The 15,960-nt window shown below is 39.2% G+C and carries 16 protein-coding genes, 1 other RNA gene and 1 riboswitch; of the genes, 2 read left to right on the top strand and 15 right to left on the bottom strand.

Translation table 11 applies throughout. The features are described 5' to 3' along the window. Nucleotides 1-163: 163 nt before the first annotated feature. Entirely contained in the window at nucleotides 164-604 is a 441-nt protein-coding gene (locus CYJ36_RS16315) for an SgcJ/EcaC family oxidoreductase (RefSeq protein WP_374702818.1), read from the bottom strand. Between the two features lie 142 nt (nucleotides 605-746). Here CYJ36_RS16315 and CYJ36_RS16310 point away from each other — a divergent pair, with 142 nt between their 5' ends. Then, complete coding sequence (locus CYJ36_RS16310) at nucleotides 747-1,043, top strand: hypothetical protein (RefSeq protein WP_101568320.1); 297 nt, start codon at nucleotides 747-749, stop codon at nucleotides 1,041-1,043. A 335-nt stretch (nucleotides 1,044-1,378) separates the two neighbouring features. Here CYJ36_RS16310 and CYJ36_RS16300 read toward each other — a convergent pair whose 3' ends face one another. The 4 genes from CYJ36_RS16300 to CYJ36_RS16285 all read right to left on the bottom strand — a co-directional run bounded on the left by CYJ36_RS16300 (nucleotide 1,379) and on the right by CYJ36_RS16285 (nucleotide 4,512). Continuing rightward, nucleotides 1,379-1,933, bottom strand: a complete 555-nt coding sequence (locus tag CYJ36_RS16300; protein ID WP_101568318.1) for an isoprenylcysteine carboxyl methyltransferase family protein — start codon at nucleotides 1,931-1,933, stop codon at nucleotides 1,379-1,381. Beyond that, nucleotides 1,930-3,030 carry a type III polyketide synthase gene (locus tag CYJ36_RS16295; protein WP_101568317.1) on the bottom strand — a complete coding sequence of 367 codons (1,101 nt, stop codon included), beginning with the start codon at nucleotides 3,028-3,030 and terminating at the stop codon, nucleotides 1,930-1,932. The genes CYJ36_RS16300 and CYJ36_RS16295 overlap by 4 nt, the downstream gene beginning before the upstream one ends. Nucleotides 3,031-3,209: 179 nt before the next feature. Next, nucleotides 3,210-3,776 (bottom strand): GNAT family N-acetyltransferase, encoded by a 567-nt coding sequence (locus CYJ36_RS16290; protein ID WP_101568316.1) that lies wholly within the window; start codon nucleotides 3,774-3,776, stop codon nucleotides 3,210-3,212. Between the two features lie 85 nt (nucleotides 3,777-3,861). Next, nucleotides 3,862-4,512, bottom strand: coding sequence for an MtnX-like HAD-IB family phosphatase (locus CYJ36_RS16285; protein WP_101568315.1), 651 nt, complete (start codon nucleotides 4,510-4,512; stop codon nucleotides 3,862-3,864). Between the two features lie 106 nt (nucleotides 4,513-4,618). On the opposite strand from CYJ36_RS16285, the gene CYJ36_RS16280 reads away from it, so the two are divergent. Further along, entirely contained in the window at nucleotides 4,619-5,377 is a 759-nt protein-coding gene (locus tag CYJ36_RS16280) for a L,D-transpeptidase family protein (RefSeq protein ID WP_101568314.1), read from the top strand. Between the two features lie 63 nt (nucleotides 5,378-5,440). Here CYJ36_RS16280 and CYJ36_RS16275 read toward each other — a convergent pair whose 3' ends face one another. The 10 genes from CYJ36_RS16275 to CYJ36_RS16225 form a co-directional block, all read right to left on the bottom strand. Continuing rightward, the gene (locus CYJ36_RS16275) at nucleotides 5,441-5,731 is read right to left on the bottom strand and encodes a DUF3219 family protein (protein WP_101568313.1); all 291 of its coding nucleotides are present in this window, start codon (nucleotides 5,729-5,731) and stop codon (nucleotides 5,441-5,443) included. 685 nt (nucleotides 5,732-6,416) lie between these two features. Then, nucleotides 6,417-7,727: a nucleobase:cation symporter-2 family protein gene (locus tag CYJ36_RS16270; RefSeq protein WP_101568312.1), complete on the bottom strand. Its 1,311-nt coding sequence runs from the start codon at nucleotides 7,725-7,727 to the stop codon at nucleotides 6,417-6,419. Next, complete coding sequence (locus tag CYJ36_RS16265) at nucleotides 7,724-8,314, bottom strand: xanthine phosphoribosyltransferase (RefSeq protein WP_101568311.1); 591 nt, start codon at nucleotides 8,312-8,314, stop codon at nucleotides 7,724-7,726. The genes CYJ36_RS16270 and CYJ36_RS16265 overlap by 4 nt, the downstream gene beginning before the upstream one ends. Nucleotides 8,315-8,431: 117 nt before the next feature. Further along, a riboswitch (purine riboswitch) is annotated at nucleotides 8,432-8,533 on the bottom strand. A 387-nt stretch (nucleotides 8,534-8,920) separates the two neighbouring features. Continuing rightward, complete coding sequence (locus tag CYJ36_RS16255; RefSeq protein WP_101568309.1) at nucleotides 8,921-10,492, bottom strand: carboxypeptidase M32; 1,572 nt, start codon at nucleotides 10,490-10,492, stop codon at nucleotides 8,921-8,923. A gap of 146 nt (nucleotides 10,493-10,638) precedes the next feature. Continuing rightward, nucleotides 10,639-12,576 (bottom strand): ATP-dependent DNA helicase, encoded by a 1,938-nt coding sequence (locus tag CYJ36_RS16250; protein WP_101568308.1) that lies wholly within the window; start codon nucleotides 12,574-12,576, stop codon nucleotides 10,639-10,641. Between the two features lie 270 nt (nucleotides 12,577-12,846). Beyond that, entirely contained in the window at nucleotides 12,847-13,035 is a 189-nt protein-coding gene (locus CYJ36_RS16245) for a hypothetical protein (protein ID WP_101568307.1), read from the bottom strand. A gap of 59 nt (nucleotides 13,036-13,094) precedes the next feature. Next, nucleotides 13,095-14,246, bottom strand: coding sequence for a THUMP domain-containing class I SAM-dependent RNA methyltransferase (locus CYJ36_RS16240; RefSeq protein WP_101568306.1), 1,152 nt, complete (start codon nucleotides 14,244-14,246; stop codon nucleotides 13,095-13,097). A 255-nt stretch (nucleotides 14,247-14,501) separates the two neighbouring features. Continuing rightward, an RNA gene (gene rnpB / locus CYJ36_RS16235) (RNase P RNA component class B) lies at nucleotides 14,502-14,892 on the bottom strand. A 71-nt stretch (nucleotides 14,893-14,963) separates the two neighbouring features. Continuing rightward, on the bottom strand, nucleotides 14,964-15,269 hold the full coding sequence (gene gpsB / locus CYJ36_RS16230; RefSeq protein WP_101568305.1) for a cell division regulator GpsB: 306 nt from the start codon (nucleotides 15,267-15,269) through the stop codon (nucleotides 14,964-14,966). A gap of 76 nt (nucleotides 15,270-15,345) precedes the next feature. Then, nucleotides 15,346-15,912 carry a DUF1273 domain-containing protein gene (locus CYJ36_RS16225; protein ID WP_101568304.1) on the bottom strand — a complete coding sequence of 189 codons (567 nt, stop codon included), beginning with the start codon at nucleotides 15,910-15,912 and terminating at the stop codon, nucleotides 15,346-15,348. Between the last annotated feature and the right edge of the window lie 48 nt (nucleotides 15,913-15,960).

The following is a 15,960-nucleotide window of genomic DNA, read 5'->3' as shown; positions in this document are numbered from 1 at the left end:
TTAAATTAAAAATCTTTAATTCGAGATAATAATATCTGAGATTTGTTTTTTTGTCAATCGATTTGATTTCAAAATAAAATGATATAAAAAAATGTCACCTAATATAAAGGTAACATGCTTAACTATGAGTATTCGATAAGGTCTCTGCCATCGACACCGTTCATTACGAAAGCAATTGTCTCAGCTCTTCTGTCATTTCTTCTACTAAGTGAGGTCTGCCGTGAAACATTGCAGGTGTATTCTGAAAAAGCTGGATCAGCCATTTATTCTCCTCTTTAACGGCAACTAGAGTGTGATGTGTATTTACATCTGGGTTAAGATCTGATTTTCCATGCGGCACCATTCCTGCAATAGCGCGTAAAACAGCTGCATCAGGACCGAGGAAACGAATGTTCTTCACTTTGGTTACAAATGGAGCAGTAGGATGATTTGAAAATATGTGGCTAAGATGAGAGAAGATCTTCTCCCGTCCAATCTCCTGACTGCCATCAAATCCAATTATCTCGCCTTCCATAGTAAATAAATCTGCCATTTCACGGGCATTTCGGCTGTTCCATGCCTCTATTAGCTGCTGATAGACAGAATGTATTTCGTTCGAAATCAAAATCATTTCCTCCTAAAACTTCAAATTCACTTAAGATTTCATTCAATATAGAACGATGATACCATATTTTTTTCAGAGCTCTCTCATATAAAATATCTATAGTTGAATACTATAAAAAAATGGTTACACGAGGATGATACTAATGACCGAATTTCCTGTGATTCATACAAATATTTGGGATGCTGTCATTGCTGTTCCAACAGTATTGATAGTAACCCAGCTATTAAAAATCCTGTTCCATATACCTGGAAAGTTTGTTCCGACCATAGCCGGGCTTCTGGGACTTGGAATCTCTATTTTATTCAGCCATCCCCATCATTTATCAGCAGGCATATTTATGGGGTTTTTTTATGGCGGTGCAGCGGTGGGATCTTACTCTTCACTAAAAACATCAATCCTTGCTTTTCGTGAGCATTCTAAGTATAGACATGAGCCATGATGAAAATACAAAAAAAACTGCCTTATAGGCAGCGGATTTATTCAAGCTGAAGTATTTACTTTTTTAAGTATGTAACCAATTAACAAGCTGTAGGCTAAGACGGTTCCTAATAAGAAAAACATTGTCATTGTCTCACACAACCTTTTCGATGAGAATGATTCTTAACGAAAGTGTATCACGAATGAAAATCATTTTCAACAACAAAAGCGAAAGCGCCCTGGTCAGCTCGCAAAGAAAATAGGAATTTCACGGGGAAGGCGCTTTTTGCCTTTTCCGGGAAATTGTCTTTTTCACAGTGAGCTAGGCACCGTAGCTGGATGATGTTTATCTCGCAATTACTCTTTTCTGGGAAGAAACCTTCTTTTAGTCATAAACAATTCTTCATAATCTGTATGCTGCAGCAATGCTTTTTCTTCTGCTGGAATACGGATGGCCATGATCACGGCATTGAGGACTGTAAATAGTATGGCCGTGGCATATGCTTGAAATAAAACTGGCAAAAAGAGAATTTCTACAGCGACAACCAAATAGTTTGGATGCCTCATAAATTTGTATGGACCTTTTGCAACGACTTCAAGATTCGGTACGATTATGATTTTCGTATTCCAATTTGATCCGAGGCTGAAAACGGCCCAGTATCTAATGATTTGGGTAATTGCGATAATCGGCAGAATTACCAGCCATAGCGGTGAAACTTCCTTATTAAAAACAATCACTTCAATCATTAAGGAAAATAGAAACAGGATATGCACAGCTACAATTATAGGGTAATGTTTTTGTCCGTATTCTTCTCCCCCCATTGTTTTCATATATGCTTCGTTTCGCTTCGCAATAAATAATTCAGTCAGTCTTTGAAGAATGATAATGACAAGAAAAATATAAAAGATCATGCTACCTTCTCCCACTCGACCAGTAAAAGCTCAGAGCAAAAGCCTGGCCCGAGGGCTGCTATGATTCCTAAATCAGAATCATCTGCAAGCGTGCTGGTTAAATATTGCTCGATGACATACATAACGGTTGCAGATGACATATTTCCATGATTTCTCAAAACGTTTTTGGAAACTTCCAGCTGGCTTTCTTCAAATCCGAGACTGGCCTGGTATGCCTGAAGCACTTTTTTGCCGCCTGGATGGGCTAAAAAGTGCTTTATTTCGCTGAGGGGAACTTGTTCTTCTTCCAGATACCTTTCAACAGTCTCCCTGAGCCAATTTTTTATAATACTTGGAATATCTCTGGAAAAAATAACATAAAAACCGTTGTTTTTAATGTCCCACCCCATGACCTCTTCGGAATCTTTCATGAAAGTTGATCTCGTAGAGCGTGTTTTTGGTACGTTTATGAGTGCAGAAATGTCATCCAAAAGAACATCTTCACCAGCCAGAAGTGTGCAAGCTACACCATCAGCAAACAATGAGGTGCCGATGAAGTTGCTTTTCGAAAGATCGTCATGCTGAAACGTAAGGCTGCATAATTCAACGCAAACGACAAGCACCTTAGACTGCGGATATGCCTTGCAGTAATCATGAGCTCTTGCTAGACCTGAAGCTCCCCCTGCGCAGCCAAGACCCCAAATTGGAACCCTCTTTGTTGACTCTCTAAACGGTAATTGATTCATAATTTTTGCATCAATGCTGGGTGTGGAAATGCCTGTGCTTGAAATAAAAAAAATCACATCAATTTCTTCAAATGCAATGTCTCTTTTCAAAAAATTCTTCGCAGTCAAACAGTTTACGATCGCGTCACTGCCGAGTGCTACAGCTGCTTCTATATAGGTATTATTTTTATCTTCAAAAGAATGCTGAGCAGTATACCATTCAAGATTTTTAACGAACTGTCTGCTTTCAATATCGCCATTTTTAAACGCAGGCAGCAGTCTGTTTATATCTTTAAAAGTACCTTCAAACAGTTCCTTTGCAAATTCAACTGTCGCCTCTTGGGGCAGCTTATTAGGCGGTATGCTCTTTCCAACCGACAAAATGTATGCCATAAACACACCTCATTCTCACCTGTTTGAGGTTATTTTTTCCATTATCACGTTTATTTATGTAGAAATTCCCACCCAAACGAAAAAAAGCTCTTCCCTGTAATGGGAAAAGCAACGTTTTAAAGGAGTTGTTGTTGTGCTCTTTTATTATACCCTGAAATCCATGATTGAAAAGAAAAGATTTAATGGGAATTATTGTCTAATGTGTTTGAAAAGAAGTATGCCATGTGGATTTCATCATCAAACTTCCCGTTCAGTACGGCTTGTTCCCGCTGTATTCCTTCAACGACAAAACCGTACTTCTTATACAGTTTCAGCGCAACTTCATTTGAAGCAAACACAGTTAAGCATAGTTTGTGAAGACTGTTTGTGCGGCACCATTCTAATGTGGCGCTCATCAGTTCTTTTCCAATTCCCAGTCCTTGAGCTGAATCGCCAAGCCATGTCCGAAAAAGTCCTGTATGCTTTTTCATCTCCAGCTCGCCGCGAATCACTCTGGCAATCCCCACTATTTTCCCTTTAAGTTCAACGCCAAGATAAAGATTATTTTTTTCTTTCATATCTGAAATAAAATCTATTTCTTCTTGAATGGTTCTTGGTCGCTCTTTTTGTATGTAAGCGCCAGAATCAATGATGCTTTTTACAGCTTCGATGATGTCCTGTGCATCTTCTTCTCTTACTTTCCGCAAAGTCACCTGCTCACCGTTTTTTGCTGTAAAGACTGTTTTTTTTACCTCTTGAGTTATCATGACGTCAGCTCCTTCTTTTTAGTATATCTCTGGCACCCAAGAAGTAACACATTATACAGCGTATCTCACTTCTTTTCAAAGAATCTTACATCAGTCTTCCCTTTTCGCGCAAATAGGCTTCTACATCCTTAAAATTGTTCACACCGATATATTTGATCCCCTTCTCTTCTAACAGCTCACACAGTGCATCCTTTGCAAAAGTAACGTCTGCATAAACAGCCGGATGTGAATCTGGCTCGCTGTCTCCAAAAAAATAAATGGTTTCATACTCTTCTTTTAACTTTACGATCACTTTGGATTTATCAATCCCATAACGCTCTGAATATTTCCAGTCTTCTTTATCAATTTTCAAATGTACATTCCGGCTATGAAAATATCCTTCATTTGAAAAGATTTCTACATTTTCTGCCCCTATTTCATTCAAAATATGGCGGATGTAATAATCCGTCCCTGCACTTAAAACATAGAAATCCCCGCCGTTTTTTTCAACCAGCTTTATAAAATCCCGGATGTGTTCATCAATTGGCAGCAGCTTTATCGCCTCAATTAAAGCGTCCTCATCCTGATGAATGGATGCAAAAACTTGACTTAGAAAATCAATATCAAGCAGCTTTCCAGACTTCCATTGTTTATACAGCTCCCTTCCTTCTGGAAAATAATTCTCTAAAACAAGATGATAAAAATCTTTTTTCGAAATCGTTCCATCGAAATCAGATACAAAAGCCCATTTTTTCATACAATTCCACTCCTGAATTTTTATTTTTTTCGATTGGAAATAATTTGAAGCAACCTTCATATGATGAAGTAATTGCGTTTTATTTTGACATCAAAGGGGTTACTCAATGAAAAAAATTCTTCTCATCTTCACTCTTGCCATCGTCATGTTTTTTGGTGCTGGAATCAGCAAAAGTTCTGCTGCAGGAAGCGACTTTATTATCATCAACAAGTCAAACAACCAGCTCGCTTTTTATCAAAACAGCAAACTGAAAAGCGTCTTTAAAGTTGCGACTGGCAGACAGCCTTCTTATACGCCTGAAGGAAAGTTTAAGATTGTTAGCAAGATTGTGAACAGACCGTATTACAAAAAAGGAATTCCTGGAGGAGACCCTCGGAATCCTCTGGGCAATCGCTGGCTTGGCATTAATGCACGGGGAACTTGGGGAACGACTTACGCCATTCATGGCAATAATAACCCAAGTTCCATTGGAAAGTACATCAGTGATGGCTGTATTCGAATGTATGACAATGAGGTCGAATGGCTTTACGGTCAGGTGAATATGAATACAACTGTCATTATTACGTCATCCGGCAAAACATTTGATTCCATTGCACTTGCAAACGGTTATAAAATCAGCGGCAGCAATGGTACTCCTTCAAAACCTGCATTTTCATCCGGGCAGAATCTTAAAAAAGGCAACCGCGGAAGTGATGTAAAGGTTCTGCAGCAGCTATTAACCTCCCGCGGCTACAGCACGAAAGGCATAGATGGCATTTTCGGGAACAATACGGATCAGGCAGTAAGAAAGTTCCAAAGAGATAAAAAGCTGAGCGTTGACGGAATCGTCGGACCTGCTACAAGAAAAGCACTTAGTATGTATTAAAAAAGCTGCAGATCAAGAATTAAAAAGAAAGCCCTAAAACTTGTTTTAGGGCTTTCTTTTTGTTTAGACCTCTATTAATTCCAGATGAAAATCGCCAACTGCACCTTCTTCATACAGGTTGATAAGGGACGTGATATAGTTGCTGATCGTGCCTTGAAATGCAAGGTTGACGCCAGGGACATTCACTTTAAAATTCTGATTATATAATAGAGTTGTAATCTCATGGTATTCTGATGATTTAACTTTAAAATCCAATGTGATTTTGTGCAATGCTCTTCCTTCTTTAACAACCACTTCATGTTTGAAAGAATAGGGTTTGATTTCTGTGTGATTTAATAGAACTGTATCTGTCATTGCAGTCACATCTCCTGAAAGTTGATAGAGAAATCGTACCACTCTTTCCAGACTTTTTACAAAAATTTTGCCTAGTGCCCTTTAATCTTTGGAGACCTCAGTGCTGAACATTCATTGATCATAAATATTTCTGCCTGAAACTCTGTAAAATATATGTGCGTTCTCCCTGCTTTTGTGGGCTCATCAATATTTATCCTCACTCATTTTTCCCGCGCTTCCTGCCAATAATCTTCAAAATCCGTACAGCAAATTTTCCCCAGCACCTGTCCTACCAATGGACAAATCTCTTAAGCTGAGATAAGGACCCCAAAGGAGCTCTTTGAGGCACAAAATACGCTCTAAAGCAGAAATATTGGTCTCACTGGCGCACTTTGAAGGCACAAAATACGCTCTTAGGCCGAAATATGGGACTCAACGGAACCGATTGAAGTCCAAAATTCTCACTTAAACAGATATATGGACCTCAATAGCGCACTTTGAGGACCTAAATACTCTCTTATACAAAAATATGGGACTCAACGGAACCGATTGAAGTCCAAAAAACTCTTTTATACAGATATCTGAACCCCAACGGAGCACAACTCCTTCTATCCCCTATAATAAAAAATCGAGTTTGAGAAGACTAATTTTATACTTTTTTTATCTTACAAAAAAAATCCTCACAGCACTGTGAGGACACAAATGATTAAGAAGCCTGCTTACCTTCTAAGTTCACAAGACCGCTTTTCTTTTCCGTACGAATGACGTTAAAGAGAATGTTTAATAGGATGGCTGTTAAGCTTCCGGCGACAATCCCGTTGTTCGTTACTATTTTAACGGATTCCGGCAAATTAGCAAACATGTCTGGAACAGCTGTAACACCAAGTCCCATTCCTACAGAACAAGCAATAATCAGCAGGTTTTCCTGTGAAGCAAATTCAACATTGCTGAGCATCTTGATGCCATAAGCGATCACCATGCCGAACATTGCTACCATTGCCCCTCCAAGCACTGCTTCAGGAATAATAGTTGTAAATGCGGCAATCTTCGGAACAAGTCCAAGTACCATTAACATTCCTGCTGCAGTGTAAATGACATTTTTAGATTTAACACCTGAAAGTGAAATAAGCCCGACATTTTGAGAATAAGCCGTGTAAGGAAATGCGTTAAAAATGGCTCCAAGCAAGTAGGCAACACCCTCTGCACGATATCCTTTAGCAAGGTCTTCTTTTGTAATCCTCTGCTTCGTAAGATCTCCCAGAGCAAAATACACACCTGTTGACTCAACCATACTTACAATTGCAACTAAAATCATTGTAAGGATCGGTGCAATTTCAAACGTCGGGGTTCCAAAGTAAAAAGGCTGGCCAATTTGAAACCATGTGGCATCATAGACTGGCTGCATATCCACTTTTCCCATAAAAGCGGCAGCGACTGTTCCGGCGAGCAAACCAACTAAAATAGATATCGACCGAATAAACCCTGTGAAGAATCGATATAAGAGAATGATAAACATTAGGACGCCAAAAGCCAGCCCAATGTTGGCAATCGAGCCAAAATCAGGAGCACCTTGACCTCCAGCCATATTGTTCATGGCAACAGGAATTAATGTTATACCAATGATTGTTACGACAGATCCTGTAACGACAGGCGGGAAAAATTTCACAAGCTTGCCGAAAACAGTTGAAATAAGGATGACAAAAATCCCGGAAACTAGGATAGCACCGTATATGGAAGAAATGCCATACTCTGTTCCGATCGCAATCATTGGTCCTACTGCCGTAAATGTACAGCCGAGAACGACCGGCAAGCCGATCCCAAAAAATTTATTTTTCCACACTTGAAGAAGTGTGGCTAATCCGCACATAAAGATATCAATGGAAACAAGATACGTTAGCTGTTCTGCTGTAAGACCAAGTGCACTGCCAACGATAAGCGGCACAATAATTGCCCCCGCATACATAGCAAGAACATGCTGAATGCCTAATGAGAAAACTTTCAATGACCCATTCTTCATACTGCCGCCTCCGTTTCTTCAAGAAATTGAACTTCATTATTTTCCAATGACTTTATTCTTGCGAGTGATTCAACACGCAGTCCTCTTTCACGAAGCATTTTACCGCCTTCTTGAAACGACTTCTCAATCACAATTCCAATTCCGGCAAGTGAAGCCCCAGCTTGTTCAACTATTTCTGCCAGTCCCAGGGCAGCCTGTCCATTTGCAAGAAAATCATCAATAACTAAAACACGGTCAGATGAAGTCAAATGCTGGTTTGAGACAGCAATCGTATTTTCCTCTTGTTTTGTAAAAGAATAAACAGACGCCGTTAGAAGCTGATCCGTTAACGTCAGTGATTTCCGTTTTCGCGCAAATACAACTGGAACGTTAAGCTCAAGAGCTGCCATTACAGACGGTGCAATCCCTGAAGATTCTATTGTAACAATTTTTGTGATGCCTTCGTTTTTAAAACGGGCTGCAAACTCTTTTCCCACTTCTTTCATTAAGAATGCATCAATTTGATGATTCAAAAAGGAATCTACTTTCAGTACTTGATTCGAAAGAACCTTGCCCTCGTTTATAATTTTATCTTGTAGCAGCTTCATTAAGATATCCCTCCAAATATGCAAAAAACGGCATTGTCTCACATAGAGTGAGACAATGCCGTCATATCCGGAACAAAAGAAAGAAATCCTCATATTAATCAGGAGTTTTTTCGAATAGAAACAACACTGCTCACTCATAGTCAGATGTTTTACGGTCATCCGGTAGAAACTTGCAGGCCATATCCCTGCGATTATATGAGTGCTCGTTTATTTGATTATTTGCATTATAACAAGGAATTTTACGATTGGGAAGTATTTTTTCACGAAAAAAACGAATAATACAATCACAAATGATTTCAATTATTCGTATTTTTCTATTAAATCGCTTCATTTTACATGATAAAATGGACGAAAAAGACATTCAAGTATTCTCGCCCTTTGCCTGCCCTGTGATAATAAAGCAGCATGCAGGAACGTTCCATTTTCGTGGTGAAGAATGCTTTTTATTTCTGATCCGTCAAAGATTGAAAGATAATGTTTTATTGCTTCCTATGCTTTACCACTGAACATTAATAACGGTGTAATTTTTGATCATTCATACCCATCTCTCCTTTACCAATAAAATAAGACCGCACTATAATCAGGATAATGTGCGGCCTTTTCCTTTTACTTAGCTTTTTCTAATTGATACAGCTTAGAATATTTCGTTTCAAGATGATCGATTAAATATTGCGCATTCAAACCTTCGCCTGTAACATCATGAAGAATTTCAAGCGGCTGTTTCATTTTTCCGTATTGATGAATGTTTTCAGTCAGCCAGTTTTTAATCGTTGCAAATTCCCCAGTTTCAACAAGTTCATCAAAGTTTGGCAGATCCTTCTGCATCGCATTTTTAAACTGTGCTGCGTACATATATCCCAACGCATATGAAGGGAAATAGCCGAACATACCGCCTGCCCAGTGAACATCCTGCAGAACGCCCTCTCCGTCATTTGAAGGCGTTACACCTAAGTATTCTTCATATTTCTCGTTCCAGATACGAGGAAGATCTTCAACTTGAATTTCATCATTGAATAAACCTTTTTCAATTTCATAGCGAATCATGATATGCAGCGGATATGTCAATTCATCTGCTTCAATACGAATAAGCGATGGTTTTGATTCGTTTATCCCTCTGTAGAAATCCTCTAATGAAACGTCATCGAATTGCCCTGATGAATGCTGTTTCAGTGAATCATAGTAACGGTTCCAGAATCCTGGGTTTTTCCCGATGAATTTTTCATAAAAAAGAGATTGTGACTCATGAATTCCCATGGAAGTTCCATCACATAAAAGCGTACCTTCTAGGGTCTCAGAAATATTTTGTTCATAAATCGCGTGTCCGCACTCATGAATCGTGCCAAATAGTGCAGTCCGGAAATCTTTTTCGGCATACTTCGTTGTCACCCTGACATCCCCGCGGTTCAGACTGATCGCAAATGGATGCACTGTTTCATCGAGACGTCCTGCTTCAAAGTCGTAGCCAAGTTCCTTTAGGAAAAATTCAGAGATTTCCCGCTGCTTTTCTTTTGAAATCGGCTCGTAAAGAAAACTAGTTTGTGGCTGATTCGGCGAATTTGTAATGGCTTTAACAAGAGGAACAATACGCTCTCTTAATTGACCGAAAACACGATCCAGCACATCAACCGTTACCCCTGGTTCATATTGATCTAAAAAAGTATCATATTTGTTGTCTTTATAACCCCAGTACTCGAGGAATTTTTTATTTGCATCAACAAGTTTTTTCAAATAAGGAGCGAACATACTAAAATCTGATTTCTCTTTTGCTTCTTCCCATACCGATTCTGCTTTAGATTTAAGGATGACATATTCCTTAAACTCATCTTGCGGAATCACTTTGTTCAGCTTGTATTCTTTCTCACATTCAAGTGCTGCCTTGTATGCAATTTCTGAAACCTCATTTTTTGCCTGCAGGACTTGATCAATATAGGACCTCATTTGATCTGACGTGATCATTTGAAAGACTTCAGTTGACAGCACTCCAATAGCCTGCGATCTCTGATCTACTGCTTTTTTTGGCGCACCTGTTCTTAAATCCCAGAACATTAGGGAAATCGCTTCATTATAGCTTTTCATTTTTTGAAGATATTCTAAGAATTCTTTTTCAGCGGATTGAATAGACAATCTGTTCACCCCTTCGAATTTGTATGTAAATAAATAGTAATAATTTTCTAACATTTTTAGATTAAATGAACCCTCAGGTTTTTGTCAACCGTTTTACAGACTGGAGAGTCGGTTTTATGCTCCATTTACCGCTTGACGCACTTATTCCATAAGTGATGCACTAATTTTCAACAATAAAAAAAGCGAAGGAATCCCTTCGCTTAAACGATTTCTGCCTCAACAGGCAAAATAGCTTTTACTTGATCTAATACGTTCAAATCACGTTCGTTTGATAAGAAAATCGAAATTTGTCCTTGATCAGAGCTTGTTCTGATCAGACGTCCGATCCCCTGCTTCAGTCTTAAAATCATATATGGGAGGTCTACATTTATAAATGGATCAGCTGAGCTATTGCGTTTCGCTTCAAATACAGGATCTGATGGAGGAAACGGCAGTGACCACAGGATAACATTAGAAAGAGATGGACCTGGAACATCTAGACCTTCCCACAAATGGACTGCACATAAAACAGACGTTTCGTCATTTTGAAACTCAGATACAAGCTGGCTGATTTCCTGATCGCCTTCAAATAAAAATGAATATGAACTGCCATTGCTGCTCACATGCTTTTTAAAGACTTCAAGTTCCTCCATTGCACTAAACAAAACGAGAGCACGCCCATTTGACTTCTCAATTTCTTTAAGAGCCCGATCACATTTTATTTTGTTTAAATCTTGAGCAGATGATAAGTTATGCAAGGATATTTTCATATTTTCCTCATAATCAAACGGAGACTCCACTGTAAGGGATAAGTAATCTTTAATTCCAAGGCTATTTGCTATAAATTCAAATGATTTATCACTTGATAAAGTAGCAGATGAGAAGATATATGGCTTCTTCTGTGAGAAAACTTTATCTCTCAGCACTTCTTCAACTGTTCTCGGCATGATGATCAAAGAAAAATCTTCATCACGCGTTTCAATCCAGTAGATGGCCCCTTTTTGCTGATTAAACAAAGAAATGGAGAATTCCATTGAATCCAAATATTCTTCAACGATTTTCAGCTCATAGGAATCTATCGTATACATTTCACTTTCAAATACAAGTGCTTCTCCGATTTCTGAGAGCATTCGGTGCAGCTGAACCCCTTGTTTTTTTAACGTATCATTCATAACTATTTTAGAACGATGTGATCCCGGCACTTTCTCAGATGCCGCAAGCAGGCCCTCAAAAAATTCTTCATTAATGACAAGTGTGTCTTCTACGAGATGTGCAAACTCTTCGCGAATATCATTTTGCAGCAATCTTTCAAGAAGTATCGCTAAAGTGCTGCTTTTCACACGGTATGTTAATGCTTTTTGAGCTGCATACTCAAGCAGATGCCCCTCGTCGAAAACAACACAGCTATGCTCTGGAAGAAGCGGCAGCTGGCCTTCTCGTTTTCTTGAATCAATTGTCCAAATATGCTCCATGTAAAAGTCATGTGAACAGACAATTAGATCAGCGGCTTTTCTATAATGATCACGCGATAATGTTAAACCGCAGCGGTGTCTTTGATCGCATGACAAACAGTCTTGAAATGAATCATAATTAATCGCATTCCATTCTTCATCTGTCAAGTGCGGGTATTCTTTCCGGTCGCCATAGTGCTGGAAAGATTGCATGCCTGCTTTTTCATGCACGAAGGATGGCAGGGATTCAAATAAATCAAGGTAGATGTCTTCCCCCGTTCTCTGTACGGTTTGATCCAATTTCTTCAGACACAAATATTGATCCTGTGACTTGCCAAGGCGTACATCAATATTCAAGTCCAGATGCTTCCGCAGTTTTGCAATGTCTCCTTCATTTTTAACGAGCTGTTCGATCAAGGTTTCGTCAGCACATGCTACGATGGCCGGTTTTCCGACATATCTTGCATAGCTAATTGCATAAAGCAAGTAAACAAGTGTTTTTCCCGTTCCAACACCCGCTTCTGCAAACATTACATTTTTTTCCCGAAACGCTCTTTCAAGCTGAAAAGCCATAAAAATTTGTTCATCTCTAAGTTCAAAGCCTTTTTCAGGCAAAATATCATAAAAAACATCGCCGATCCAATTGTTTAATCCTTCATAGAAGTTTTCATTTTTTGATACGGCAAAAGGCAGACGTGACGTCGGCATGTATCAGATCCCCCACATTCTTTTATACTCGAAAGGTCATTATTTCACTTTATGCCTGTATAGTCAAGATTTCAACATTAAGCATAGGAAAAGCGCAAGCGCCCGTTTAGCGCAGGCAGACAGAAAAGAATCCGGCAGAAAAGTCCGGTTTTGACTTTTTTGACGGATTTGTTTGGCCGGGGAGTTAGGCGATTCCGCTCGTCATCAATGCGCAAAATATACTTTTTCACTTTAAAAAAGATAGGCTTTCGTTATCAGAAAGCCTATCCTTTATCTGTTGTATAACGTATCTATCATTACTTTTTGATCAATTGCAGAAGCATGGGCAAAAGCTTTAAGAAAATCAGAACGAGCACTATTCAGTGATTGAGCTGCAGCTTCTTGCCCGTTTTCAACAAGCGATAGATAAGAAGACGACAACGCCTTCGAAATTAAGTTAAAGTCTTCGTTTACGTGCAAAAAGACCACCCCTTGAATTTTATCAATACTGATTCTATTGTATTCAAGGATGATTCATACTATACCTGCTTATTTTCACGAGGAGGACGTTTACCCCAAAATTGATAATAATCCGTTTCAATAAAGCCATTAAACAGTTTTCGTTTTTTTGTCGCTTGCTTGCCGTAAAAATGCTCGAAGCTTTTATGTGAAGTCAGCATGTAAACAGACCATGTGTCATAAGGTGCAAGCGCACGGCCTAATTGCTGATACATTTCCTCAACTTCTTCTTTTTCACCGAGCCGTTCCCCATACGGCGGATTGCCGACAATCACTCCGAACTCTTTTCGTGTCGTAAAATCACTGACTTGCATTTGTTTAAATTGAATAATTCCCCCGAGACCTGCTTCATCTGCATTTTCATCGGCAATCCGGATCATGCGGTGATCAATATCATAGCCTGCAATATCAAGAGGCTGATCGTAGTTTGCAAGGTCCTCAGCTTCAACTCTGGCATTATTCCAGTGCTTCTTGTCAATCCAATTCCATTGTTCCGAAATAAATTCACGATTAAAGCCAGGTGCAATATTTTGACCGATCAAAGCTGCTTCAATCGGGATCGTTCCTGAACCGCAGAAAGGATCAGCGAATGGACGATCAGGTGTCCAGTTTGTCAGCATGACAAGAGCAGCCGCCAATGTCTCTTTTAAAGGGGCTCCGCCTTGATCAAGCCTGAATCCTCTTTTATGAAGACCGGCACCGCTTGTATCAATTGTAAGCGTGGCTGTGTCTTTTAAAAGTGCAATTTCCACTTTAAAAACAGGACCTGATTCTTCATACCAATCTGATGTTTTTTTATAATGCAGCTTTAATTTTTCTACGATCGCTTTTTTTACAATTCTTTGACAATCCGGCACACTATAAAGCTTTGACTTCACTGATTTTCCGGTAACGGGAAATTCTGCCTTCTCTGGAATAATCTCTCCCCAGTTCAATGCTTTCGTTTTTTCAAAGAGCTCATCAAATGAATAAGCTTTAAATTCAGCTACCTTCAGCTTGACACGATCAGCCGTGCGCAGCCATAAGTTCACGCGTGGTATGTCTTTCTCTTCTGCTTGAAATGTTACTTTTCCGTTCTCAGTCGTGCATTCATAGCCTAAATCCTTTACTTCCTTGGCAACAAGCGCTTCAAGACCCATTGCAGCAGTTGCAATTAATGTGACTTTTCCCAAAGAAAATCACCTTCTTTTCTTTATTAAAATGTTTGTATGTCTTCTCAAAGATTGTTGTTTACTGCAGTTAAACATGTTGTCGTTTATTCGACAGGATACCGTGCTCTTTCCACAAAAAAGCTTTCACTGAAAAAATCGATTAAAGATACCAAATAAAATTGTTATTTTCGAATTGAGCCAGATGTTTTTATGTAAATGAAAAGCTCTCATCTAATGAAGAGAGCCTGTTTCTCATTATGGTAACCTATAATAACGTTCTGTAAGCCATGTTTTGTCCCTTTGTACTGCAATCGGCCGGTATACCTCGTACTCCGGTGGTAATCATCTATCTACAGAAGCTATGCTTCCGGCCTTCTCCTTGTTCAATTCCTAAGAGAAGGTGCCCCTACCTATATTTGGGTTTCTCGCTCGAGGGGTTTACCGCGTTCCACTCTTCAGGTTTCCCGGAAGACTACGTCACTGTGGCACTTTCAAGGTATTCAAGCCATATCCCAAAGGGACTTAGGCTTTTTCCCTGCCGTCAGCCAAGATCCTTGACTGCCCTAGCTTATGACTTCGCTAGGCACGAACACTACGGGCATCTCAGCACCGTGCGAGCATGGACTTTCCTCTACAGCCCTAAAGACTGCAGCGATTACCTGAACGTTATTATTTTTTAAGAACAAGTATTAGTATAGTTAATTAATACGATTATTGCAAGTGGAAATAAATTGGAAATCAATCGTACAGCTTGCTGCCAAATACGTGCTTCTCCAAGTTGGATAATCGTTTTAAAATATCAAAGTTTGTCGTATTTGTCTGTACCGGCTGTGCCTGCTTGCGGTTAAATGAATCTTCAAGCTGCTTTGTTAACCGGAGGTTTTCCTGCTGCAGCTCTTCAATTTCCTGATGGAATGTTTCATAGTCTTTAATGACCAAGTCTAGAAATTTATCAACATCTTCTGGTTTATAGCCGCGCATTCCTTGTTTAAATTCTTTTTCTAAAATTTCTTTAGCCGTTAATTTAATTTTATCAGAAAGCATCTCTCTCACCTCGTCACACTGAAATCATCACTACATATTTTTTCACATTCTAATTGCCGTTGTCAATTTATCATCTCTAAGTTGACCAAAATCCATCCGACTTGCTCTGTTCTTCTTCTACAATCATCTGAAGATCTGAAAAAGAAATCATCATTAATGAATATTCGTTTGCTTCTGACCATTTTCTGGCGGTTTCAAGCAAAAATTTTGGTGAACCATGATTATCTTCATCATAAACAAGCAGCAATCCTTCACTTTTCGAAACAAAAAATTGATTTTTCAAACGAAATTGGTTTGGATTTTCGTATTTTCTCTTTGTGATGCTGTCAACAAAATCCGCTTGAGACAAAATGAATTCATAGGCTTCCTTATTGTCTTCATTCCAGTTTTCTTCCTGGTTTAAAAAAGGTGTTAGCACACCCAGCTTTAATTCATCATACTCTAACTGTAATTCAAAGACAACCTCTGCTGCCCAGAGCTCCACACCTAGCTGTCCGCTAATCAATACCCATTCTAAGCCTTCTTCAATCAGAGGACGCAGTGATTTTTCAATAGCTTTTTTTATGTATATGACAGCAGGATCATCTTTTTTAAAGATTCCCAGCTCAAATGGCTTGTAGCCTGAAATCGTCAGAACTTTCATCTGTGTCCGTCTCCCTTCTAAAGAAGATAGGAGCTGACATGTTGCATC

Origin of the sequence: Bacillus sp. UMB0893 (genome assembly GCF_002858905.1) — a bacterium.
Classification (GTDB): Bacteria; Bacillota; Bacilli; order Bacillales; family Bacillaceae; genus Bacillus_P.
This window is presented reverse-complemented; position numbering and strand designations above follow the sequence as displayed.